At 62.8% G+C, this 23637-nt stretch carries 23 protein-coding genes and 1 other RNA gene; 12 read left to right on the top strand and 12 right to left on the bottom strand.

The features are described from left to right. Positions 1 to 54: 54 nt before the first annotated feature. The gene (locus tag AC0NIH_RS00390; RefSeq protein WP_473463386.1) at positions 55 to 1062 is read right to left on the bottom strand and encodes a ligase-associated DNA damage response exonuclease; all 1008 of its coding nucleotides are present in this window, start codon (positions 1060 to 1062) and stop codon (positions 55 to 57) included. Between the two features lie 149 nt (positions 1063 to 1211). On the opposite strand from AC0NIH_RS00390, the gene AC0NIH_RS00385 reads away from it, so the two are divergent. The 3 genes from AC0NIH_RS00385 to AC0NIH_RS00375 all read left to right on the top strand — a co-directional run bounded on the left by AC0NIH_RS00385 (position 1212) and on the right by AC0NIH_RS00375 (position 3184). Next, entirely contained in the window at positions 1212 to 2129 is a 918-nt protein-coding gene (locus AC0NIH_RS00385) for a methyltransferase domain-containing protein (protein WP_473463383.1), read from the top strand. A 127-nt stretch (positions 2130 to 2256) separates the two neighbouring features. Next, positions 2257 to 2616, top strand: coding sequence for a hypothetical protein (locus AC0NIH_RS00380; RefSeq protein WP_023779396.1), 360 nt, complete (start codon positions 2257 to 2259; stop codon positions 2614 to 2616). 40 nt (positions 2617 to 2656) lie between these two features. Then, positions 2657 to 3184 (top strand): P-loop NTPase family protein, encoded by a 528-nt coding sequence (locus AC0NIH_RS00375; protein ID WP_473463380.1) that lies wholly within the window; start codon positions 2657 to 2659, stop codon positions 3182 to 3184. Between the two features lie 25 nt (positions 3185 to 3209). Here AC0NIH_RS00375 and AC0NIH_RS00370 read toward each other — a convergent pair whose 3' ends face one another. The 8 genes from AC0NIH_RS00370 to AC0NIH_RS00335 all read right to left on the bottom strand — a co-directional run bounded on the left by AC0NIH_RS00370 (position 3210) and on the right by AC0NIH_RS00335 (position 13539). Continuing rightward, the gene (locus tag AC0NIH_RS00370; protein ID WP_473463378.1) at positions 3210 to 4151 is read right to left on the bottom strand and encodes a 2-hydroxyacid dehydrogenase; all 942 of its coding nucleotides are present in this window, start codon (positions 4149 to 4151) and stop codon (positions 3210 to 3212) included. 28 nt (positions 4152 to 4179) lie between these two features. Continuing rightward, positions 4180 to 5808: an ABC transporter ATP-binding protein gene (locus AC0NIH_RS00365; RefSeq protein WP_473463375.1), complete on the bottom strand. Its 1629-nt coding sequence runs from the start codon at positions 5806 to 5808 to the stop codon at positions 4180 to 4182. Next, the gene (locus AC0NIH_RS00360) at positions 5805 to 6305 is read right to left on the bottom strand and encodes a type II toxin-antitoxin system VapC family toxin (RefSeq protein ID WP_352701109.1); all 501 of its coding nucleotides are present in this window, start codon (positions 6303 to 6305) and stop codon (positions 5805 to 5807) included. The genes AC0NIH_RS00365 and AC0NIH_RS00360 overlap by 4 nt, the downstream gene beginning before the upstream one ends. A 324-nt stretch (positions 6306 to 6629) precedes the next feature. Next, on the bottom strand, positions 6630 to 7775 hold the full coding sequence (locus AC0NIH_RS00355; protein WP_473463373.1) for an ABC transporter permease: 1146 nt from the start codon (positions 7773 to 7775) through the stop codon (positions 6630 to 6632). Further along, entirely contained in the window at positions 7775 to 8869 is a 1095-nt protein-coding gene (locus AC0NIH_RS00350; protein WP_473463370.1) for a microcin C ABC transporter permease YejB, read from the bottom strand. Before AC0NIH_RS00350 ends, AC0NIH_RS00355 begins: the two co-directional genes overlap by 1 nt. Positions 8870 to 8893: 24 nt before the next feature. Next, positions 8894 to 10762, bottom strand: a complete 1869-nt coding sequence (locus tag AC0NIH_RS00345; RefSeq protein ID WP_473463369.1) for an extracellular solute-binding protein — start codon at positions 10760 to 10762, stop codon at positions 8894 to 8896. Next, positions 10762 to 12639 carry an extracellular solute-binding protein gene (locus AC0NIH_RS00340; protein ID WP_473463366.1) on the bottom strand — a complete coding sequence of 626 codons (1878 nt, stop codon included), beginning with the start codon at positions 12637 to 12639 and terminating at the stop codon, positions 10762 to 10764. Before AC0NIH_RS00340 ends, AC0NIH_RS00345 begins: the two co-directional genes overlap by 1 nt. A gap of 219 nt (positions 12640 to 12858) precedes the next feature. Beyond that, entirely contained in the window at positions 12859 to 13539 is a 681-nt protein-coding gene (locus tag AC0NIH_RS00335) for a c-type cytochrome (protein WP_473463364.1), read from the bottom strand. 193 nt (positions 13540 to 13732) lie between these two features. Here AC0NIH_RS00335 and AC0NIH_RS00330 point away from each other — a divergent pair, with 193 nt between their 5' ends. Beyond that, complete coding sequence (locus AC0NIH_RS00330; RefSeq protein ID WP_473463361.1) at positions 13733 to 14461, top strand: 3-deoxy-manno-octulosonate cytidylyltransferase; 729 nt, start codon at positions 13733 to 13735, stop codon at positions 14459 to 14461. A gap of 82 nt (positions 14462 to 14543) precedes the next feature. Beyond that, the gene (locus AC0NIH_RS00325; protein ID WP_473463359.1) at positions 14544 to 15407 is read left to right on the top strand and encodes a prephenate dehydratase; all 864 of its coding nucleotides are present in this window, start codon (positions 14544 to 14546) and stop codon (positions 15405 to 15407) included. A gap of 1 nt (position 15408) precedes the next feature. Here AC0NIH_RS00325 and AC0NIH_RS00320 read toward each other — a convergent pair whose 3' ends face one another. Genes AC0NIH_RS00320 through AC0NIH_RS00310 form a run of 3 tightly spaced genes read right to left on the bottom strand, consistent with a single transcriptional unit; the run spans position 15409 to position 17158 of the window. Then, on the bottom strand, positions 15409 to 15708 hold the full coding sequence (locus AC0NIH_RS00320; protein WP_023767012.1) for a Dabb family protein: 300 nt from the start codon (positions 15706 to 15708) through the stop codon (positions 15409 to 15411). A 31-nt stretch (positions 15709 to 15739) separates the two neighbouring features. Continuing rightward, positions 15740 to 16684 (bottom strand): NAD(+) diphosphatase, encoded by a 945-nt coding sequence (gene nudC, locus AC0NIH_RS00315; protein WP_473463357.1) that lies wholly within the window; start codon positions 16682 to 16684, stop codon positions 15740 to 15742. 54 nt (positions 16685 to 16738) lie between these two features. Further along, complete coding sequence (locus tag AC0NIH_RS00310) at positions 16739 to 17158, bottom strand: HIT family protein (protein ID WP_013891307.1); 420 nt, start codon at positions 17156 to 17158, stop codon at positions 16739 to 16741. A gap of 143 nt (positions 17159 to 17301) precedes the next feature. On the opposite strand from AC0NIH_RS00310, the gene ffs reads away from it, so the two are divergent. The 7 genes from ffs (at position 17302) to AC0NIH_RS00275 (ending at position 23500) form a co-directional block, all read left to right on the top strand. Beyond that, an RNA gene (gene ffs / locus AC0NIH_RS00305) (signal recognition particle sRNA small type) lies at positions 17302 to 17398 on the top strand. Positions 17399 to 17503: 105 nt separating this feature from the next. Further along, positions 17504 to 19297 (top strand): DNA polymerase III subunit gamma/tau, encoded by a 1794-nt coding sequence (locus AC0NIH_RS00300; protein WP_473463354.1) that lies wholly within the window; start codon positions 17504 to 17506, stop codon positions 19295 to 19297. Between the two features lie 41 nt (positions 19298 to 19338). Further along, positions 19339 to 19662, top strand: coding sequence for a YbaB/EbfC family nucleoid-associated protein (locus tag AC0NIH_RS00295; RefSeq protein ID WP_013891305.1), 324 nt, complete (start codon positions 19339 to 19341; stop codon positions 19660 to 19662). 16 nt (positions 19663 to 19678) lie between these two features. After that, on the top strand, positions 19679 to 20086 hold the full coding sequence (locus tag AC0NIH_RS00290; protein WP_473463352.1) for a hypothetical protein: 408 nt from the start codon (positions 19679 to 19681) through the stop codon (positions 20084 to 20086). Between the two features lie 235 nt (positions 20087 to 20321). Further along, positions 20322 to 21338, top strand: coding sequence for a cell wall hydrolase (locus tag AC0NIH_RS00285; RefSeq protein ID WP_473463349.1), 1017 nt, complete (start codon positions 20322 to 20324; stop codon positions 21336 to 21338). Between the two features lie 90 nt (positions 21339 to 21428). Then, entirely contained in the window at positions 21429 to 22034 is a 606-nt protein-coding gene (gene recR / locus AC0NIH_RS00280) for a recombination mediator RecR (RefSeq protein WP_023779414.1), read from the top strand. Between the two features lie 194 nt (positions 22035 to 22228). Next, the gene (locus AC0NIH_RS00275) at positions 22229 to 23500 is read left to right on the top strand and encodes a lytic murein transglycosylase (protein ID WP_473463347.1); all 1272 of its coding nucleotides are present in this window, start codon (positions 22229 to 22231) and stop codon (positions 23498 to 23500) included. Positions 23501 to 23637: the final 137 nt, after the last annotated feature.

Raw genomic sequence — 23637 nt, 5'->3', positions numbered from 1 at the left:
CGGCAGGCCAGAGGGGGGCGCCGTAGAACGCTGCATCAACGATTGTTCCCATGCTCAATCGCCCTCGTCCTCATACCCCACCAGATGCAGCGGCTTCGCGGCGATGCCTTCCAGCTCGCACCAGCGGACCAGTGCTTCCTCGCGGCCATGGGTGACCCAGATCTCCCCGGCGCCGGTTTCCTTGATGGTGGCGGTGAGCTCGTCCCAGTCGGCATGGTCAGAGATGATCAGTGGCAGTTCGACGCCGCCTTGCTTGGCGCGCTGGCGGATGCGCATCCAGCCTGACGCGAAGCATGAGATCGGATCGGGAAAACGCCGCGCCCAGCGGTCGGCGAAAGCCGACGGCGGGCCGACGACGATGGCGCCGGCAAAATCCTTCTTGCCGTCTTCCACCGTCGCCGGTTCGAGCATCCCCAGCTCGATACCCTGGCTCTGATAATAGTCGCTGAGCTTGGCCAGCGCGCCATGGATATAGAGCGGCCTGTCGTAGCCGGCGTCGCGCAACAGCCGCATCACTCGCTGCGCCTTCCCCAACGCATAGGCGCCGACCAGATGCGTGCGCTCCGGGAATTGCGCGGCCGATTTCAGCAGGCGGGCGATCTCCTCCGTATCGGGCGGATGGCGAAACACCGGCAGGCCGAAAGTCGCCTCGGTGATGAACACGTCGCAGCGGATCGGCTCGAACGGCGCGCAGGTCGCATCCTTCTGCCGCTTGTAGTCGCCGGAGGCGACGATGCGAATGCCCTGATGGTCGACGCATATCTGCGCCGAACCCAGCACATGGCCGGCCGGATGGAAGCTGACGTCGACGCCGTTGAGGACGATCGTCTCGCCAGGCCGTGCCGCTTGGGTGGTTCCGGCAAAATCCTCGCCGTAGCGGAGGCCCATGATGTCGAGCGTCTGCCGCGTCGCCAGCACCGAGCGGTGGCCGGAGCGTGCATGGTCGGAATGGCCATGCGTGATCAGCGCCCGGTTCACCGGCCGCACCGGATCGATGAAGAAATCGCCCGGCGGGCAGTAGAGGCCTTCGGGCCGGGGTTGAAGAAGGTCGCTGGCGCGCATCGCCCCAAGATAGGATGTAATTCCGCCACGGGAAGCCTGTTGCCGGAGACTGCTGACTCTCCGGCAAAACATGCCTGGCCAGTTCAATTCGGCTTCTGTTTGCTCTACAGAGGCGATGGCTGGCGGTTCTGCCGGCGAAAGCCATTATCATGAAGCCGCTTCAGACCTCGTCGGGCGATTTGAACGCTGATCGCCGTGCCGATTATGCCGAAATGCTCTTTGCCTCCGGCGATCACGCCCAGGCGGCCGAACTGCTGCTCGGCGCGCTGGAACTGGCACCAAGATGGGCGATGGGCTGGTTTCGCCTTGGCGAGATGCGGCAAACCTCAGGCAGGGCCGACTTGGCCGCGCTGGCCTGGGCGACGTCGCTGAAGCTCGATCCGGCGGACCGCCAGGGCGCGTCCCTCAAGCTGCAGCTGATCGGCAAGGGTCCTGCGACCCCGGCGCCGCCAAGTGCTTTCGTCGAAACGCTGTTCGACCACTATGCCGAAACCTTCGAGACGGCGCTGGTCGACAAGCTCGGCTACCGGCTGCCCGAGTTTCTTGAACGACAGATTTGCAAGGCAAGGCCGGGCCGCTTCCGCCTGGCGCTCGACCTTGGCTGCGGCACCGGGCTGATGGGCGAGCGGCTGAGACCGATCGTCGACCGGCTGGAGGGGTTCGACATCTCAGCCGCGATGCTGAGGAAGGCGCGGGCAAAAGGCATCTATGACGCGCTGGTGAAGGCGGATCTGCAGGGGTTCTCCTATTCGGGTGACAAGGCCGATCTGGTGACGTCGGCCGATGTGCTCATCTATGTCGGTCGGCTCGAAGCCTTGGTGGAGACGGTCGCCGGCCTGCTTGCCGGCGGCGGCCTGTTTGCCTTCTCCGTCGAAAGCATGGCGGAGGCCGGCGACTTCGCGCTGCAGCCGTCGCGGCGCTACGCCCATTCGCAAGCCTATGTCAGGCGCACGCTCGAGGCCAACGGGCTTTCGGTCCTGGCGCTTGAGCCCACGACCATCCGGCTGGATCGTCATGAGCCTGTCAAAGGGCTGGCCGTTGTGGGACGGAAGGTTTACGCAGCCTGAACTGCACAATCTTGGTGTGGTGATCCTGGTCTCGTGCGTGCGGCTGCGAAAAAAAGTCTGATTTGCGTGCGCGACTGATATTTGCGATCTGGTCGCATCAGGCGGGATATCAGGAGGAGCATTTCAGATGCGCTGGAACATGATGATCTTGGCGTCTTGCCTGGTAACGGCCGGCTGCGTGGGCAATTCGATGTCCGAGCGGCAGGACGCCAACATAGAGTCCTCCCTGCAGTATGACAGCGTGCCGTGCGATCAATTGCTGGCGCGGCGCAATGGCTTGGCGCAGCAATACAACCTTCCAACGACCGCAAAACCGACCTTTTACAATCCCGCAATGGGCTTCGGCCCATTCACGCCCGACATGCGCTCCAAGGCCAAGCGCGACAGCGACCAGGCATCCGGCGAGATCGATGCCATGAACCGGTCGATCGAGCGCCGCGACTGCGGCAAGCCGGACAAGCAGAAGAAGTTCGCCCTGCCCAGCTAATCGCGGGCAGCAGGCCGCGGCTTCGCAAGGGTGTCATCGTATGAAACTCTCGGACCTTGGAGACCGCCTATGCATCCTGGGGCCGTCCAACAGCGGCAAGTCGACCCTGGCCGAGGCGATTGCCCGCAAGCGTGGCCTGGAGCCCGTTCACCTCGACCTGCTTCATCATCTGCCCGACACCGACTGGGAACCACGTCCAAAGGCCGAATTCATCGCCTTGCATGACGCCGCGATTGCCGGCGAGCGCTGGGTGATGGACGGAAATTACTCGATCTGCATGCCGCAACGCTTTCAGCGGGCGACGGGACTGATCCTGCTGGATATCTCCACGCCGGCAAGCCTGCTGCGTTATTTCAGGCGAACGCTGTTCGAGAAGGAGAGGCGCGGTGCCCTGCAGGGCGGGCGCGACAGCGTCAAATGGGACATGATCCACCATATTGCCGTGACCACGCCGAAAAATCGCGAACGCTACCAGACGTTATTCGAACAGACAGACCTGCCAAAGTTGCGGTTGTCTTCCATCAAGGCGATCAAGCAATGCTTCCGCAAGTGGGATCTGGCCAGATGAGGATGGTCCCCGGCTAATATCCCGGCTAATATCCCGCCTTGCGGTCCACCAGGTTGTCGAGCTTTTCGCCACGCTCCAAGGCGTCCATCTGGCGCAGCATGATCGGCGCCAGGTGGACCGGGTCCGAGGTTGCCGCGGCGTGCGGCGTCACGAACACCTTTGGGTGTTTCCACAGCGGACTGGTTTTCGGCAGCGGTTCGACCTCGAACACGTCGAGGCTAGCTTCCTTCAGCGTGCCGTCGTCCAGCGCCCGCGCGATGTCGGCGTCCTTCTGCAGGCGGCCACGTCCGGCATTGATCAGCACCGAGCCGCCGAGACCGTTGCGTTTCCGCAGTTCCTTCAGCACTCCGTAGTTGATGATGCCCTGCGTGTCCGGCGTCAGCGGCAACAGCACCACCAGTATATCGGTCGCCTTGAGGAAGGGGATCAATCCGGCCTCGCCGCAATAGGTCGCCACGCCCGCCATCGGCCGGTCGGTGCGCGACCAGCCATTGACCGCGAAGCCGAGCGACAACAGCACCGAGGCCGCGGCGCGGCCGAGATTGCCGAGCCCCATGATGCCGACGGAAATGTCGCCGGCCGCCCTCTGCTGCGGCTCGTGCCAGATCTTCTTCTGCTGCTGCGAGCGGTAGAGCATGCCCTGGCGATGATGGTCGAGCACCCGCCAGACGACATATTCGGTCATGTGCTGGGTAAGGTTGTCGGCGACGACCCTGACGACAGGCACGTCGGGCAGGCCGGGGTCGGCGAAGACATGGTCGACGCCGGCGCCGATCGAGAAGATGGCGCGCAGATTGGGCAGCGACGACAACAGGTTGGGCCTCTGCTTCCACACCACCGCATAGGTGATCGATGGATCCTTGACGCCGTCCGGCTCCAGCACCACCTCGCGCTCGGCCGACAACAGGTCGCGCCAGCGCTGTGGATGAAAGCCGGTAACGGCAAGCAGGATGCGGCCTTTTTCCATCGCGGTCTTTCAGTCTCTCTCTATGCAGTTACTGGCTGACAATGCCGACCGGAGCGGTCTCTATCTTGAAGGCCGCCGCAATCAGCGCCCGAGTATAGTCGGTTTGCGGATTTCCAAAAATCTGTTCGGAAGGACCGGCTTCGACGATCTGGCCGTTGCGCATGACGATGACGTCATTGGCCAGCGCCCGGATGACCTTGAGGTCGTGGCTGATGAAGAGATAGGCGAGGTCGTGCTTGGCCTGAAGGCTGCGCAGGAGGTCGACGACCTGCGCCTGCACGCTCATGTCGAGCGCCGATGTAGGCTCGTCCAGCATGACGAAGCGCGGGTTGAGCACCATGGCGCGCGCGATGGCGACGCGCTGGCGCTGGCCGCCGGAGAACTCGTGCGGATAGCGGTTGCGGGTCGCCGGATCGAGCCCGACCTCCTTCAGCACGGCCGCCACCTTGTCGTCGCGCTCGTCGGGCGACAGCTTCGGCTCGTGGATCTTCAGGCCTTCCTCGATGATCTCGGCGATCGACATGCGCGGGCTGAGGGAACCGAACGGATCCTGGAAGACGATCTGCAATTCGCGCCTGAGCGGCCGCATGGCGTTGAAGGTGAGCTGGTTGATGTCGTGCCCGTTGAACTGGATGGTTCCCGTCGACGAGATCATGCGCGCCAGCGCCAGGCCGAGCGTCGTCTTGCCGGAGCCGGATTCGCCGACCACGCCCAGCGTCTGGCCGGCGCGCACGGTGACGTCGATGCCGTCCACCGCCTTCACATGGTCGACGGTGCGGCGAAAGAAGCCCTGCTTGATCGGAAACCAGACCTTGATGTCCTTGCCGGTCATGACCGGCTTGGCATCGGCATTGGCCGCCGGCGGCTTGCCCTTCGGCTCGGCGGCCAGAAGGTGACGCGTATAGGGGTGCTGCGGGTTGGCGAAGATGTCCTTGGTCGGTCCGGTCTCGACGATCTTGCCCTTGGTCATCACGCAGACCCGGTCGGCGATCTTGCGCACGATGCCGAGATCATGGGTGATGAACAGCATCGACATGCCCTTGCGGCTCTTCAAGCCGGCGAGCAGTTCGAGGATCTGCGCCTGCACGGTGACGTCGAGCGCCGTCGTCGGCTCGTCGGCGATCAGGAGTTCCGGCTCGTTGGCCAGCGCCATGGCGATCATGACGCGCTGGCGCTGGCCGCCCGACAGCTGGTGCGGGTAGGCGTCGAGCCGCTTCTGCGGATCGCGGATGCCGACCTCGTTGAGCAGGGCCAGCGTGCGCGCCTTGGCCGGACGGTCGGCCATGCCCTGGTGCAGCTTCAGGATCTCGACGATCTGCTGCTCGATCGTGTGCAGCGGATTGAGCGAGGTCATCGGCTCCTGGAAGATCATGGTGATCTTGTTGCCGCGCACCTGCCGCAATTGCTTCTCGTTCATGGCCAGGAGGTCGGTGCCCTGGAACAGGATCTTTCCAGAGGGGTGGCTGGCGCTGGGATAGGGCAGCAGCTTCAGCACCGACAGCGCCGACACCGATTTGCCGGAGCCGGATTCGCCGACCAGCGCCACCGTCTCACCCTTGGCGATATCGAACGAGATGTGGTCGACCGCCATCGACCGGCCGCCGCCCTGGCCGAAGGCGACGCTGAGGTCGCGAACGGAGAGCAAAGAAGCAGTCATGTATCAACTTCCGCTATGATCTTATCAACGGCAGAAATATCCGGTCGTATGATCGAAATTTGCGCTGTCAATTGGAGAGGGACAAGCCGATTTGGCGTGACAGAGTAGGCATCCTTCAATCTGGTATCGGCAGTCAGAAATTGTGTGCACCCGAAATGCATCGCCGTCGAAAGATGAATAGCATCCGGCAGCCTGAGAGAAATGAACTGCGAGCGAAGCTGTGCTGCGTGCCAGAGAACCTCGCGAGTTACCGCCCCAATCGAGACAAACGCGTTACCAATCGAGATATTGTCATAGAGTTCAACAAGCGGCTCATTGCCCTTTTTCAGAGGGTCAACCATCAACTCCGCCAGCACGAGCTCGCTTGTCGCGAGGAAAGGCCGCTTTCTGCCCTCGTTCAGTGAAATGAGCTGAAGCAGTTTTTTTGCCAAAGCATCGTTATTTTCGAAAGCGTAGATGAAAATGTTCGTATCGACGTAAAGCCGGAAGGCGGCCATCAATCCTCCCACTCATCGCGGAGGGCACGAACTCGCGCAACGGCCTCTTCGAGACTTGTTCCCGCCGCGTTGGCCTGCGCATTCCGCATAAGTTCAAGCAACTGTTTGTGGCCGAGAGGCCGCTCGGCTTCCTCTTCCACCGTCACCTTAACCGAGGCAGTCAAAGCTATACCCTCTCGCAGCTCATCCGGGAGTTTGGATGCGGGGTAATGCTCAAGGATGACCTTATTCACAACTCGGTCCTTTCGTGGGCACGCTACGCTCATTTTCGATCAAACAGCCACACTGAGAATATATCATGGTGAATGCCGGTCCGCATCGTTGTCATCTGAACGTCTTGCGCGGATCGAAGGCGTCGCGCGTCGCCTCGCCGACGAAGACCAGCAGCGACAGCATCAGCGAGATGACGACGAAGCCGGAAATGCCGAGCCACGGCGCATTGAGGTTGCGCTGCGCCTGCTTGAGCAGTTCGCCCAGCGACGCCGAGCCCGGCGGCAGGCCGAAGCCGAGATAGTCGAGCGAGGTCAGCGTCGAGATCGAGCCACTGAGCAGGAACGGCAGGAAGGTCAATGTCGCCACCATGGCGTTGGGCAACAAATGCCGGAACATGATGGTGCGGTTGGGCACGCCGAGCGCCCGGGCCGCGTTGACATATTCGAAATTGCGGGCGCGCAGGAATTCGGCCCGCACCACGCCGACCAGCGCCACCCAGGAAAACAGCAGCATCAGCCCGAGCAGGATGAAGAAACCCGGCGGCAGGATGGCGGCGACGATGAGCAGGAGATAGAGCACCGGGATCGCCGACCAGATTTCGATGAAGCGCTGGAACAGGAGATCCGTCCAGCCGCCGAAATAGCCCTGCAGGGCGCCGGCGCCGACGCCTATGAGAGCCGAACCGGCGGTCAGGATCAGGCCGAACAGCACCGAGATGCGAAAGCCGTAGATGACCCGTGCCAGCACGTCGCGCGCCTGGTCGTCGGTGCCCAGCCAGTTCCAGTTGCCGACATTGCAGGCCGGATCTGCGGCACCTTGCGGATATTGGTTGCAGCGCGTCTTGGCGTCATATTCCCATGACGGCTTGGCCGGTGCTGCTTCCGGAATGGCGTTGTTGACGGTCTGGTAGGAGTAGCGCACCGGCGGCCAGATCATCCAGCCATGGGCGTTGATCTCGTCCTGGATGACCGGGTCGCGATAATCGGTGACGGCATAGAAGCCGCCGAACTTTTCCTCGGGATAGGCGACCAGCACCGGAAACAGGATCTCGCCCTTGTAGGAGGCGACGATCGGCTTGTCGTTGGCGATGAATTCGGCAAACAGCGACAGCACGAACAGGACGAGAAATATCCACAGCGACCAGTAGCCGCGCTTGTTGGCCTTGAAATTCTGCAGGCGGCGCTTGTTGAGCGGCGACAGAAACGGCCGTGGCATCCGCTCCGGCACCACGCCCGCGGTAACGCTTGCCTCCGACATCAGACGTCTCTCCGCTCGAAATCGATGCGCGGGTCGACCCAGGTGTAGATGAGGTCGGACAGCAATCCGATGAACAGCCCCAGCAGCGAGAAGATGTAGAGGTTGGCGAACACCACCGGATAGTCGCGCTCGACCACCGACCGGAAGCCGAGCAGGCCGAGGCCGTCGAGCGAGAAGATGTTCTCGATCAGGAGCGAGCCGGTGAAGAAGGCCGAGATGAAGGCGCCGGGGAAGCCGGCAATGACGATCAGCATGGCGTTGCGGAAGACGTGGCCGTAGAGCACCTGCCGTTCCGAAAGGCCCTTGGCGCGGGCTGTCACCACATACTGCTTGCGGATTTCTTCCAGGAACGAGTTCTTGGTCAGCAGCGTCGTCGTGGCGAAAGCCGACAGCACCAGCGCCGTCAGCGGCAGGGTCATGTGCCAGAAATAGTCGACGATCTTGCCCCACCAGGACAACTGGTCCCAATTGTCCGAGGTCAGGCCGCGCAACGGGAACCAATCCCAGAACGAGCCGCCCGCAAACAGCACCATCAGCATGATGCCGAACAGGAAGCCTGGAATGGCATAGCCGACGATGACGACACCGCTGGTCCAGATGTCGAAAGCTGTGCCGTCCTTCACCGCCTTGCGGATGCCGAGCGGGATCGAGATCAGATAGGACAGGAGCGTGATCCAGAGCCCGATCGAGATCGACACCGGCATTTTTTCCAGGATCAGGTCGAGCACCGAGATGTCGCGGAAGTAGCTGTTGCCGAAATCGAAGCGGGCATAATTCCACAGCATCATGCCGAAGCGCTCGAGCGGCGGCTTGTCGAAGCCGAACTGCTTCTCGAGCTTCTTGATGAATTCCGGATCGAGCCCCTGCGCGCCGCGATATTTCGAGCTGACGTCGCCGGCGACGTCGAGGTTGGAGCCGCCCGCGTCGCCGCCACCGCCGCCGAGGCGGTCGCTGCCGCCCTGATTGGTCAGCTTGGCGATGACCTGCTCGACCGGACCGCCAGGCGCGAACTGGATGACGGCGAAGGAGATTGCCATGATGCCGAACAGCGTCGGGATCATCAAAAGGATGCGGCGCAGGATATAAGCGCCCATCAGGCTTCCTGCCCTCGTTGGATCTCAGCCTTTGCCAATTTTCGCCGCCTTGCCCTTATCGACCCACCACAGCGCCTCGACCGGAAAGCCGAAATCGGGCTTCTGCTCGGGAAAGCCGAACATATCCCAATAGGCGCTTCGGTGATTCGCCAGGAACCAACTTGGAATCCAATCGCACCGCGCGCGCAAGACCCGGTCGAGCGCGCGCATCGCCACGTTCAGGTCTTCGCGGTTCTTCGCAGCGCCTACCATGTCGATCAATGCGTCGATCGCCGGGTTCGAGATGCCCGGCAGGTTACGCGATCCTGGGAGGTTGGCGGTGCGGGAATGGAAGAAGGCTTCGATGTCGTCTCGGGTCGGCGTTGCGCTGAACGAGAAGGCGGCCGACAGCAGATCGAAATCGAACGTTGCCTGTCTGGACTGGTATTGCGCCGAATCCACCAGCCGGATCGTGGCGTCGATGCCCACCGCCTTCATGTTGGCGACCCAGGGCGAATAGACCTGGACGAAGGTGTCGTCATCGACCATGAACTCGGCCGAAAGCCTGCCGCCCTTGTCGTTGACGACGAAATCGCCCGATCGTTTCCAGCCCGCCGCGTTGAGCAGCTTCACGGCCCGGCCAAGCAGCTTGCGGTCGCGGCCGGAACCGTCTGATGCAGGCTGGACTACGGCCTCGCCGAAGACCTCGGCTGGAAGCTGGCCACGCAGCGGCTCCAGCAGGGCCAGTTCTTGCGGCGATGGCGGTCCTTCGGCGCGAAAGTCCGATTTCTCGAAGCAGGATTGCGAACGCTCGTAGGAGCCGTAGAAGAAGTTACGCCGCGTCCACTCGAAGTCGAAGCAGAGCGCGATCGCCTGGCGCACGCGCGCATCGCGAAACTGGGCGCGTCGCTGGTTGACGGCGGTTCCCTGCATCGTCGGTCGCTTCTCGGCCGGGAATTCGTGTTTGATCACCTTGCCGGCGGTCAGTGCCGGAAAATCGTAGGCGGTCGCCCAGACGCGTGAGGTGAACTCCTCGCGATAGGTGATCTCGCCCTTCTTGAAAGCTTCGAAGCCGGCCGTGCGGTTCTGGTAGAACTCGATGCGGATGCGGTCGAAATTGTTTTGGCCGCGATTGACGGGCAGGTCGCGGCCCCAATGGTCGGGCACGCGGTCATATTCGATCCATGCGCCGGCCGAAAAGCGCCCGACCTTGTAGGCGCCGGAGCCGAGCGGTGGACTCATCTGCGAAGAGTCGAAAGGATTGGCCGTGTAGAAGGCTTTCGACAGGATCGGGAATTCCACGACGTTGAGGACGGTGCGGGCCGATTGCTTGCCGGAAAAGGTAAGCCGCAAGGCGTGGTTGTCGACGGCGGTGGCTTCGACCATGTGGGTCAGCGACAATGACAGGTCGGGGTGGCCTTTTTCCTTGTAGAGCTTGAAGGTGAAGGCCGCGTCCTGCGCAGTCAACGGCGATCCGTCATGGAAACGCGCTTCGGGGCGAAGCGAGAAGGTGAAACTGTTGCGGTCATCCGACAGCGTCACGCCGTCGGCGACCTGGCCATAAACAGCGTCGGGCTCGTCGAGGGCGCGCACCATCAGCCCGTCGAAACACATCTCCATGCGTGGTGGCGCATCGCCCTTGTCGGCGAAGGAGTTCAATGTGTTGAAAGTCTGCGTATCCTGGTTATAGCCCCAGTTGGGTGGCGAGAAATTGAAAATCCCGCCAGCCGGCGCGTCGACGTTGACATAGTCGAAATGGGTGAAATCGGGCTTGTACTTGAGGTCGCCGAAGGCGGAGAGCCCATGCAGTTTCACGCCGGTGGCAATGTCGGCAAAAGCCTTGCCCGGCAGCATCGCGGCGGCAGCGGCGGCAGTGCCCAAGGCGAGAAAATCACGGCGGGGCAGCACCGCCATCAATTGCCGCTCCTGTATTTGGCAGCCAGGGCCTTTTCCTTGTCGAGGTCGATCCACCAGGAATTCTGGTCGGCGCCGATATAAGACGGCTGCTTGGCAGGGATGCCGAATTTGTTCCAATAAGCCAGCCAGACCACGGCTCGATAGTATTGCGGCACCACATAGTAATTCAACAACAGTACCCGGTCGAGTGCATGGGTGGCCGCAACCAGATCGTCGCGGTCGGTGGCGAAGATGATGCGGTCGACCAGGGCATCGACGACCGGGTTCTTGATACCGGCGTAGTTGCGCGAGCCAGGTCTGTCGGCAGCCTTGGAGCTCCAGAAGTCACGCTGCTCGTTGCCGGGCGATTCGGACTGGCCGAGCTGCCCGATAATGACGTCATAGTCGAAATTGTTGACGCGGTTGATGTACTGCGTCTGATCGATCAGACGCAGCGTGGCGTCGACCCCGATTTTGCGCAGATTCGCGATATAGGGGCTGGCGATGACCTGATCGGTGTCGTTCCATCCGAGGATCTCGAACTTGAACGGTTCGCCGGTCTTGGCGTTGATCATCTTGCCGCCCTTGATGACCCAGCCTGCCTTGGCGAAGAGATCGACAGCCTGTTTGAGATATTTTCGCTCCGCCTGAGGTGAATCGTAGACCGGCAGCTTGAATTCCTGGGTGAACAGCTCAGGCGGCAGCTTGTCACGATACTTTTCTAGAATCTCCAATTCCTTGCCTTGCGGCAAGCCGCTTGAGGCCAGTTCCGTGCCTTGGAAATAGCTGCTGGTGCGGGTGTTGAAACCGTAGAACAGCGTGCGGTTCATCGTCTCGAAGTCGAACGGGTAGGTCAGAGCGGCGCGCACCAGACGGTCCGCGAACAGCGGTCTTCTCTGGTTCAGCATGAAGGCCTGCATCGGCTCGGGCGAGGTGGTCTTGAATTCCTTTTTGATGACGTCGCCAGCCTTGATGGCTGGGAAATTATAGAATGTCTTCCAGCGCTTCGAACTGTTTTCCGGCTTGACGTCATCAAGTCCGCCCTTGGTGAAGGCTTGCCATGCCGCATTGTCGTCGAGAATGTAGGTGAAGCGCTGTGTGTCGAAGTTCTCGCGGCCGATCTTCACCGGCAGCTTGGCCGCCCAATAGTCGGGCACGCGCTGCCAGACGATCTCCGACCCAGGCTTGAAGCTGACGATCTTGTAGGCGGCCGAGCCGAGCGGGATTTCCAGTGTCGGCTTGGTGACGTCGCGCTTCTTGCCATTGGCATCCGTACCTTCCCACCAGTGCTTCGGCAGCACGGCGAGATCGCCGAGGATCTTCGGCAGTTCCCGGTTGCCCTTCTGACTGAAGTGGAACTCGACCTCGCGGTCGGAGATCGCCACCGCATCGGTGACGTTCTCGAAATAGCGGCTGTATTGCGGGCTGTTCGCCTTCAGCACCTGGAACGACCAGATCACGTCGTCGACCGTGATCGGCTGGCCGTCATGCCATTTTGCGCGCGGGTCGAGCCGGTATGTCGCCGAGGAATAGTCATCGGGATATTTATAGGCATCGGCGATCAGCGGGTGGCTGACGCTGCCTTCGTCGGTCGCCTGCTCCATCAGCGTGTCGTAGAGCAGGCCGCCGCCGAAGCCGACGAGGCCCGCCGCTGGCGATCCCTGCACGATGTAGGGGTTGAAGCTGTCGAACGTGCCGAGGACCACGGAATTCAGAGTACCGCCCTTGGGCGCGTTCGGGTTGACGTAGTCGTAGTGCTGGAAATTGTCGCCATATTTGGATTGGCCGATCAGCGATGAGGTGGTGCGCCATTCGTCGGCCCGTGTCGTCTGCAATCCCGCCGCCAGCAGGGCTGCCGCCAGCAGCGATTTGAGAAGCGTTCGGCCAACCGTCATGCACTGTCCTCTTCGCACTGCCTGCATCATCGCACTGCCCGTCTTCGTACTGCCCGTCTTCGTACGGCCCGTCTTCGTACGGCTTGTCCCAGACCAATCTAGATGATTTGGCGCTGGTGAAAACCGCCATGCGCGGCTTTGTCGCCGCACATGCCGTTTTCCTAACGAAAAAAGCCGGGCTGAACCCGGCTTTTTCAAGGTCGTCGCGACGATATCTGGTTATTTGGCCGGAGCTGCGGGAGCCGGTGCCACGGGCGCCGCCGGCTTGGCCGGTGCGGCGCCGTCAGCGGGTTCTGCCGGAGCGGCTCCATCGGCGGGCTTGGCCGGTGCGCCGGCATCGGCGGCGGCACCAGGTGCCGGCAGCGGCTTGGGATTGTCCGACAGCGTGCGCAGATAGGCGATGACGTTGGCGCGGTCCTCGTCCTTGGGCAGGCCGGCGAAGCCCATGGCCGTGCCCTTCACGAATTTCTTCGGCGAAGTGATGAAGTGGTTGATGTTGTCGTAGGTCCACTTCTCGGTGCCGCCCTTGGAGAATTCCTTCATGCCGGCCGAATAGGCGAAGCCTTCATGTTCGGCAACCGGACGGTCGACGAGGTCCCACAGATCGGGGCCGACCTTGTTGGGGCCGCCCTTTTCGCCGGAATGGCAAGCCTGGCATTTCTTGAATACGGCGGCACCTTGCTCGACATTGGCGGTCGCCAACAGATCGGCGATCGGCTTGGCCTCGGCGGCCGGCGCTGCCGGGCCGCCTTCGGCGGGCTCGGCGGCCTCGATGGCGAAGCCGGGCTTTTCCGGCGCCGGCGAGGCAAACAGCGCATCGGACACAATGCCGACCGAGAAAACGACGAAAACGGTTCCGAGCAATCCGGCGAGCAGCTTGTTGACTTCGTTGGAATCCATACGCCCCTTGCTCCCTTTTCCGGCGGACTGATCCGTCCACTCCGTCCGTCGGTATCGAGACCCACCCTCCAGGGCCGGTCAAATCGGGCGGAAACTAGGTCTTTTGCTCGGGCGTTGCAACACCTATAAGGGCGCTTCCAGTGAGACCTTTTGCCACTTTTCCCCTCCTCTTTCCGAACGCCTTGCCATCGCGATGTCCACCTTGATCCTGATCCCGGCCCGCATGGCCTCGACCCGCCTGCCGGGCAAGCCGCTGGCCGACATCGCCGGCGCTCCGATGATCGTCCATGTCGCCCGCCGCGCCGCCGAAGCCGGCCTGGGCCGGGTGGTGGTGGCAACCGACACGCAAAGCGTGGCCGAGGCGGTGCGCGCGCATGGTTTCGAGGCGGTGATGACACGGATCGATCATGAATCGGGCTCCGATCGCATCCACGAGGCGCTGGTCGGGCTCGATCCCGGGCGCAAGGTCGAAACCATCGTCAATGTCCAGGGCGACCTGCCGACCATCGATCCCGGCATCATTGCAGCTTCGCTCAGACCGTTCGAGGACAGGGCCGTGGATATCGCCACGCTCGGCGTCGAGATCGTCCGCGACGAGGAAAAGACCAATCCGAACGTCGTCAAGATCGTCGGCTCGCCGCTGTCGGCTACCAGGCTCAGGGCATTGTATTTCACCCGCGCCACCGCGCCGTGGGGCGAGGGCGCGCTCTATCACCATGTCGGCCTCTACGCTTATCGCCGCGCTGCACTCGAGCGCTTTGTCGCGCTGAAGCCGTCGCCGCTCGAGCGCCGTGAGCGGCTGGAGCAGTTGCGGGCGCTGGAAGCCGGCATGCGCATCGATGCCGAGATCGTCCAGTCGCTGCCGCTCGGCGTCGACACGCCGGAAGACCTCGAACGCGCCAGAACCATCCTTGTAAATTGAACCATCCTTGCAAATTGAACCATCCTTGCAAATTGAACGATCCCCTTCGAACAGAGACATTTTTTGAATCGAGACTTGGCCCATGCCTGAAAAGACCAACAGAATATCCTTCCAGGGCGAGCCGGGCGCCAATTCCGACACCGCCTGCCGCAATGTCTTCCCCTCGATGGAGCCGTTGCCGTGCCCGACTTTCGAGGATGCATTCAACGCGGTCGAGACCGGCAAGGCCGATCTCGCCATGATCCCGATCGAGAACACCATCGCCGGGCGCGTCGCCGACATCCATCATCTGCTGCCGGAATCGAAGCTGCATATTGTCGGCGAATATTTCCTGCCCATCCATTTCCAGCTGATGGTGTTGCCCGGCGTCAGGCGCGACGAGATCAAGACCGTGCACAGCCACATCCATGCGCTTGGCCAGTGCCGCAAATACGTCCGCAGGAACGGCTGGAAGGCGATCGTCGCCGGCGACACTGCAGGTGCGGCCAAGATGGTCTCCGAGGTCAAGGACCGCACCATGGCCGCCTTGTCGCCGGCGCTTGCCGCGACGCTCTACGGGCTCGACATCATCGAGGAGAATGTCGAGGACACCGATTCCAACGTCACCCGCTTCGTCGTCCTGACCAAGAACAAGCAATGGGCCGAGCGCCCGTCACCCGACGTCAAGATGATGACGACCTTCATCTTCCGCGTCCGCAACGTGCCGGCCGCGCTTTACAAGGCGATGGGCGGCTTTGCCACCAACGGCATCAACATGACCAAGCTGGAGAGCTATCAGCTCGGCGCCTTCACGGCGACGCTGTTCTACGCCGACATCGAGGGCCATCCCGACGATCCGCTGGTCAAGCTGGCGTTGGAAGAACTCCGCTTCTTCTCGCGGGAAGTGCGCATCCTGGGCGTCTATCCGGCCAGCGAGTCGCGTGAGCAGTGGAAGGTGGCGGACTGAGCTACCAGCCCAACGGCACGTAATCGATCTCGAGAAATTTCTCGACCTCCGGCACCCAGCGATCGCGCACGAAGGCGACATGGTCGGGATGGTCGTTGTATCTCGTATAGGCGGCCTGGTCGGCGAACTCCATCGAGAAGCCGAACTGATAGTCGTTCTTGGGGCTGACCTGCCGCAACTGCTCGAAATGCGTGACGCCCCGGATCGCCGTGAGGATTTTCCTGGCGTCGACGAGGAACCGCTTCTCCTCCAGCGAGTGCGGCGCATGCTTGAGCGTGAAGACGACGGTGTGACGGATCATTTGCCTCTCCTGCAATGACTTTGGGTATTCGTTATTCGCTGTCCACCCAGGCTCGGATCAGGTGGTGCGCAATGGCGCCTTTCGGTGGCGTGACCAGATTGCCGGGATGTTCCCGGGCCAGCATCAGGCGCACCTCGTCGCGGCCGAACCAGCGGCAGTCTTCCAGCTCGTTGAGGTCGGCCTGGATGTCCTCGTTGAGCGGCTCGCCGAAGCAGCCGATCATCAGCGAATAGGGAAACGGCCAGGGCTGGCTGGCATGATAGACGACGCGACCGAGCCGGATGCCGGCTTCCTCCAGGGTCTCGCGGCGCACCGCCGCCTCGATCGTCTCGCCCGGCTCGATGAAGCCGGCGAGTGCGGAATACATGCCCGGCGCGAAATGGGCGCCGCGCCCAAGCAGGCATTTCTCCCGGGTCGCCGTCAGCATGATCGCCACCGGGTCGGTGCGCGGAAAATGCTCGGTGCCGCAATTCGGGCAATGCCGCTTGTAGCCGCCGGCCCGCATTTCCGATTGCGTGCCGCATTTGCTGCAGAAGCGATGGCTGGCATGCCAGGCGAGCAAGGCGGCGCCCTGCGCCATCGCGCCGGCGGCCGCTTCGTCGATCAGCCCTTGCATGTAGACCGAGCGGTAGTCGATCGCCTTGACGGTTTCGGGCAGCTGTTCGGGATCGACGCCGGCCAGCACGGCGACAACCGGCCCGTGTTCGGAAAAGCCGAGCAGGACGCCTTGGTCGAAGGCAGGCTTGAAAGCCTGGCTCTCGGCGAGCCCGAACCAGGGATCGAGGCTGCCGCTTTCATGGAGCTTCAGATGAAGCCGGCCGCCATTCATCAGGAGCAGCCGCGTCGTCGGATCGGCAAGCGCCTTGTCGACCGAATCGTCGGCGCGGTTTTCGGATTGGCGGTCGATCGTGTTGCCGGCAAAGCCGACGAACTGGCTCGGCTCGCGCAAGGGCGCGTCAAACAGGCTGAAGCTCATGGGGACTCTGATGCTTTGGGGATGACATGTCTTGGGATGAATACAGGGGAACGCTTATAGCGCCGCCCTTATCGTTTCGGCAAACCGGCGCAGCTCGGAACGCTGGTAGGGCTCGCGCAGGCCATGGCCCCACACCGGGCCTGGCCAGCCGGCATCGCCTTCGGAACGGGCGACAATATGGATATGCAGCTGGCGCACGATGTTGCCGAGCGCGCCGGTGTTGATCTTGGTGCAGCCGGTCACCTTCTTCAGCGCTTGCGCCACCATGTTGGTCTCGAAGGTCAGCATTGCCTGGTCGAGCGGGGTCATGTCATGGATTTCCTCCGCGCCCGGCCGCTGCGGCACCAGGAGCAGCCATGGCCAGCGGCGGTCGTTCATCACCCGCAATTCGCACAGCCCAAGCCACATCAACTGTTCGCTGTCCGCCTCCAGCCGGGCATCCAGCGTGAATCCGGCCTTGAGGCCCGGCAACATCGGCGTTTCCCTTGCTTTTCTTGGTTTCCTCAAACTCATGAGGCTAGAGCGGCTGCATCGGGGCTGCAAGCGAATCTCTTGGGGATGGTCTCGATTCGCTTGCGCACTTGCATTTCGTCGCGCAATTGCCGATATGGACAGCGGGAGGTTGGTGGTGGACGATCCACTCGCCAACCGGGTCAGGTCCGGAAGGAAGCAGCCCTAACGAGCCCGGAACGGGTCATTGTTCCAGCCTCCCACCTCATCGGCCCTCCTCGCGACATTGACGACGCATTGCAGCGCGGGCGAGACTATGCGCAGGAATCGGCCGCCTTCGGGCGCAGCCTTTTGGAGCTTTACGGGCGAATGAGCGAAGCGGGAAATGAAAAGGCCGCTGCCTATCGCGTGCTGGCGCGCAAGTACCGTCCCTCGAACTTCTCCGAGCTCGTCGGCCAGGAGCCGATGGTGCGCACCCTCACCAACGCCTTTGCCACCGGCCGCATCGCCCAGGCGTGGATGCTGACAGGCGTGCGCGGTGTGGGCAAGACCACCACCGCGCGCATCCTGGCGCGGGCGCTCAACTACAAGACCGCCACCGTTGATCAGCCCTCGGTCGACCTTGCCGTGCTCGGCGAGCATTGCCAGGCGATCATGGAAGGCCGCCATGTCGACGTCATCGAGATGGACGCCGCCTCGCACACCGGCATCGACGACATAAGGGACATCATCGAACGCGTGCGCTACGCGCCGGTCTCGGCCCGCTACAAGGTCTACATCATCGACGAAGTGCACATGCTGTCGACGCAGGCCTTCAACGGCCTTTTGAAGACGCTGGAGGAACCACCTCCGCACGTGAAATTCATCTTCGCCACCACCGAAATCCGCAAGGTTCCGATCACCGTCCTGTCGCGCTGCCAGCGTTTTGACCTGAGGCGCATCGATGCCGGCGCGCTGGTCGCGCATCTCTCGTCGATTGCCGGGAAGGAAGGCATTTCGGTCGACGACGACGCGCTGGCGATGATCGCGCGCGCCGCCGAGGGGTCCGCCCGCGATTCGCTCTCCATCCTCGACCAGGCGATCGCCCATCGCGCGGGCTCCGTCAGCGCCGAGGCGGTGCGGGCCATGCTGGGCCTCGCCGACCGCGCCCGCATCGTCGACCTGTTCGAACATGTGATGAAGGGCGACGTGGCGGCGGCCCTGGCCGAATTCCGCTCGCAATACGACACCGGCGCCGATCCGGCCGCCGTGCTGACCGATCTTGCGGAGTTCAACCATCTGGTCACCCGGTTGCGGTTCGTGCCGACCGCCATGGACGACGCTTCGCTGTCGCAGGACGAGCGGCAGCGCGGCGCCGACTTCGCCCGGACGCTGTCGATCAGGGTGCTGTCGCGAACCTGGCAGATGCTGCTCAAGGGCATTCCCGAGGTGCAGTCCTCCAACCGGCCGGTCAGCGCCGCCGAAATGGTGCTGATCCGGCTGGCGCATGCCGCCGACCTGCCGACACTGGACGAGGCGCTGCGATCGCTCCAGGGCGCTTCATCGGTTCAAAATGGCGCGCCGCGCCCTAATGGGGCGCCCGCGGGTTCCGGCAATGGTGGCGGCGCCAGCGCGGTCGCGCAGACCCGCACACCATCCGGGCAGGGCGGCGCGCAGACCATGCGGCTGGTCGAGGCCACCCCTGCGCCGGTCGCCTTCGTAGCACCTCCGCAGCCGGCACCGGAGGCTCAGCCGGTACCGCTGAAATCGCTGGCCGACATCGTTGCGCTTGCCGATGCGCAGCGCGACATCGCCTTCAAGGTGCTGGTCAAGCGCTGCATTCGCCTCGTGCGCATCGAGCCCGGCCGTATCGACGTCAGCCTGACCGACGATGCGCCCAAGATGCTGCTCAACGACCTGACGATGAAATTGCGCGCCTGGACCGGCCGCAACTGGCTCGTCTCGTTGTCGAAGGAAGAGGGCGGACAGACGCTCGCCGAAATGGAATCGACCAGGCGCGAGAACGCTTTCCTCGATGCCAAGAGCGATCCGGCCGTGGCCGCCATATTGGCGCGCTTTCCCGGTGCCAAGATCATCGACGTGCGCATTCCCGACGCGCCGGAAGCGGACGCGGACCAAGCCGAAGTGCCGGTCGAACCGCCGGCGGATGACGACGACGCCTGACAAACCAAGAACCCCGACCAACCAAGAACAAGGATCGGACCATGAAAGATCTTCTCGGCCTGATGGGCAAGGCAAAGGAAATGCAGGCCAAGTTCCAGGCCATGCAGGACGAGATTGCCACGGTCGAAGCCGCCGGCCAGTCCGGCGGCGGCCTGGTCAGCGTCACCCTGACCGGAAAATTCGAGATGAAGTCGCTGAAGATCGATCCGTCGCTGTTCAAGGAGGACGATGTCGAGGTCCTCGAGGACCTGCTGCTCGCTGCGCACAATGACGCCAGGGTCAAGGTCGAGCAGATCATGCAGGAAAAGACCAAGGCGCTGACCGCCGGCCTGCCGATTCCGCCGGGAATGAAACTGCCGTTCTAGGTCCGGCCGCAGCTCCATGACCGAAGAGCCGTCCGAAAGACTGATCGAGCAGCGTATCCGCAACAGGATCTACGAAATCCTGGAAATCCTCGCCGATTGCGACGCCGGCGTCGATCTCGTCGGCATCAAGGGCTACTTCTACCTGTTCGAGGACTTCGTCCACCGCCCGTCGATCGAGGCCGGCACGTCGGCGCTTTCCAGGGAGGAGCGCTCGGTCGTGCTGGAGATCGCCGAATTCCTCGAGGCGGCCTCCGAAACAAATCCCGACTTCACCAAGGCCGAGTTCATCCACAGCGACTGGCCGGGTAGGATCGCGCCGGCGGCCAGGAACGCTCGCAGGCTCTTCCTCGCACGCGGCCTGTTTTCGGAGAAAGTCGAGGAACGCGAGCCCGACCAGCCGGCCGTGGTGGCGGCAGGACGATAGAGCGGTCCAGGAACAGCGTGATTCGGGATTTCCCCTTCGAATTGCGGCGAAACAGAGGGAAAGCGGTCATCGGTTTTGTGAAACGATGGCTCGATCTATCTGAAAAGCCAAGAAATTGTGCTAATTATGCAACAGTACCCTGCTAATAACGTTTTGGCCATCATTTCGCCCGAAAGTGTCTCATTCTTGCCGCAGCCTGGGGGCGGGCATCGAAGTGAAGTGAGAGGGTTACCTGTTGATTGTCACGCGATGGAAGGCGCCGCTGTTGCTCGGCGTCGTTACCTCTCCGCTGTTCTTGGCTGCATGCAGCCAGACCACGTCGCACGGCATGTCCGTTGCCAGCCTGACTGACGCCATCACGCCGAGCTTCCTCAGTTCGCGCGCGTACAGCCACACGCCGAAGGACAGGGAATGCCTGGAAAGGGCGATGTTCTTCGAGTCCAACCGCTCGAGTCGCGACGGCATGATCGCCGTCGGCACCGTGGTGATGAACCGGCTGCGCTCCGGCAACCACGGCAGCACCATTTGCCAGGTGGTTGGCGAGCCCGGACAATTCGCGCCCGGTGTCATGACCAGGTCGATGAATTCGCGCGCAATGCCCGATGTCGAGGAAGCCGCCGACGCCGTGCTCAAGGGCGAGCGCAAGGCCAAGCTCAAGAACACCATGTATTTTCACACGGCGGGGCTGCGCTTCCCCTACAAGAACATGCACTACACCATGGTTGCCGGCGGCAACGCCTTCTACGAGAAACGTGGCCGCAACTGGCAGCCGCTGCCCGATGAGCCGATGGTTGCCTCGGTGGAGACAGAAAAGCCGGCCGTCCCGGTCACGATGGTTGCCTCGGCGGAGCCGGTTCGCTCGGACAGGAAGCTTGTTCGCAACGCCCCGGCACAGCAGCAGGCCCCAACACAACGGGCCCCAATACAACAGGCCTATGTGACTGCGGCAGTCGAACCGGCGCGCCCGTTCAAGATGGCCACTGCCCCCGCCCAGCAGACCTACGTGACCGCGGCCGCCGCCCCCTCGGCGAAGTCCGCCCGCGTGGCGCCGAAGCCGGTGGAAGTTGCCATGCAGGAGCCGATGGAAGAACCGGATGCCGCGCGGTTTGGCGGGACCTTGAACAAAAAAATCATCAGTTCGGTCCAGGGCGAACCGCAAGAGGCGTCGATGGGATTCCAGTCGACACCTGAGAACACCGACGCCATAGGTGCGATGATCGTCAGCCAGGGCCGGCCGCTCGAAACCAACTGATCCGCGTCGAACGCTTCGCGTGGCAGCATGACGGACCATGCGCGGATGCGGCATGTTCCAAAACGCGCTGAAAAATCCTAGATCAAGGCGATGTCGAAACGAATCGCCGGTCCCGAGATCGAACGCCTGATCCAACTCCTGGCCAAGGTGCCGGGTCTTGGCCCCCGTTCGGCCAGGCGTGCGGCTCTCCATCTGATCAAGAAGAAGGAGCAGCTCCTGTCGCCGCTCGCCGCCGCCATGGGCGAGGCCGCCGACAAGGTGCGCATCTGTTCCACTTGCGGCAATGTCGACACGTCGGACCCTTGCATGATCTGCACCGATCCGCGCCGCGACGCCACCACATTGATCGTCGTCGAGGATGTCTCGGATCTCTGGGCGCTGGAGCGGGCGGCGGCGATGAACGTGCGCTATCACGTGCTCGGCGGCACGCTGTCGCCGCTCGACGGCATCGGCCCCGACCAGCTCAACATCCGCTCGCTGATCGACCGCGTCGCCGGCGGCGAGGTCAAGGAAATCATCCTTGCCGTCAACGCCACGGTCGAGGGCCAGACCACCGCGCACTACCTCACCGACCAACTGTCCGGCTTCGACATCAAGGTGACGCGCCTTGCGCATGGCGTGCCGGTCGGCGGCGAACTCGACTATCTCGACGAAGGCACGCTGGCGGCTGCGCTTAGGTCGCGGACGGCGTTTTGACGAAGTTGCGGCAGAGGATGCGGATCATGAATGTTGCGCGTCCTTCCGGGCTGGTGCCAGGCGCCCCCCTCTGTCCTGCCGGACATCTCCCCCTCAAGGGGGGAGATTGGCCGTTTCATCGGCGGCGCTCTTCCTGCTACGTCGGCGATCGGCGAAGGCAAAGACAACAACCGATCTCCCCCCTTGAGGGGGAGATGGCCGGCAGGCCAGAGGGGGGCGCCACAGAACGCGGACTTCGCCGGTTTTGTCTGGCATTTTTCGTGGCTGCGCTTGCCTTCCTCGCCACACCCGCCTCCGCTGCCAAGATCGACGACCAGTTCCGCGCCTGGCTGCAGGACGACCTCTGGCCGCAAGCCAAGGCCCAAGGCATCTCGAAAAACACCTTCGACGCCGCCTTCGACGGCATAAAACCCAATCTGAAGCTGCCCGACCTTGTCATGCCAGGCGAGAAACCGAAGACGCCGCAGAAGCAGCATCAGGCCGAATTCGGCTCGCCCGGTGCCTATTTCGCCGAGAAGACCATTGGCGCGGTCACAGCGGGCGGACGCGCGCGCGAAACCGCCAACGCCAAGACGATTGCCGCGATCGAAAAACGCTATGGCGTGCCCGGCGAAATCCTGCTGGCGATCTGGGGCCGCGAGACCGGCTTCGGCGCGGCGAAGATGCCTTACGACGCCTTCGAGGTGCTCGGCACCAAGGCCTTCATGTCGACCAAGAAGGATTTCTTCCGCACCGAGCTTTTGGCGGCGCTCGAAATCGTCGAGCGCGGGCTCGCCCCGGTCGGCGCGATGAAATCGTCCTGGGCCGGCGCACTCGGCCAGCCGCAATTCATGCCGACCTCGTTCCTGAAGCATGCTGTCGATTTTGACGGCGACGGACGCGTCGACATCTGGAACTCGACGCCGGACGTGCTGGCTTCGATCGCCAACTATCTCGTCCACTATGGCTGGGTCAGGGGCCGTGGCTGGGGTTTCGAGGTGACCGTGCCCGAGACGGTCTCCTGCTCGCAGGAAGGCCCCGACCAAGGCAAGAAGATCTCGCAATGGGCAGCGCTGGGCATCAAGCGGGTCGGCGGAAAGCCGTTTCCGGCGAGCGAGCTGAAGGCCGAGGGCTTCCTGCTCATGCCGGCCGGCCGCAGCGGGCCTGCCTTCATCGCCACGCCCAATTTCTACGTGCTGAAGGAATACAACACCAGCGACCTCTACGCGCTGTTCATCGGCCATGGCGCCGACCGCATCGCCCATGGCGACTCCAATTTTTCCGGCGGCTGGGGTCCGGTCGGCGATCTCCACCGCTCCGACATAGCCGCCCTGCAGCGGACCCTGGAAGCCAAGGGTTATGACGTCGGCAGCGCCGACGGCCTGCCCGGCTTCAAGACCCGCCGTTCGATCGGCAAATGGCAGGCCAAGAACGGACAGGCGGCGACCTGCTTTCCCGACGCCGGCCTGGTTACCGCGCTGAAATAGCGCCGAAATTGGCAGGCCTCGATTGGGCGACCAGTGCGTCGCCATGCCGCCTGCCATTCTGGTCCAATGAACCGTCGCATAAATGCGCGTTGCCCACCAACGGGCCGCCGAATATGGTGTTGACCAACTGGACAAAA

The sequence above is a fragment of the Mesorhizobium sp. WSM1386 genome (assembly GCF_055901595.1).
This window is presented reverse-complemented; position numbering and strand designations above follow the sequence as displayed.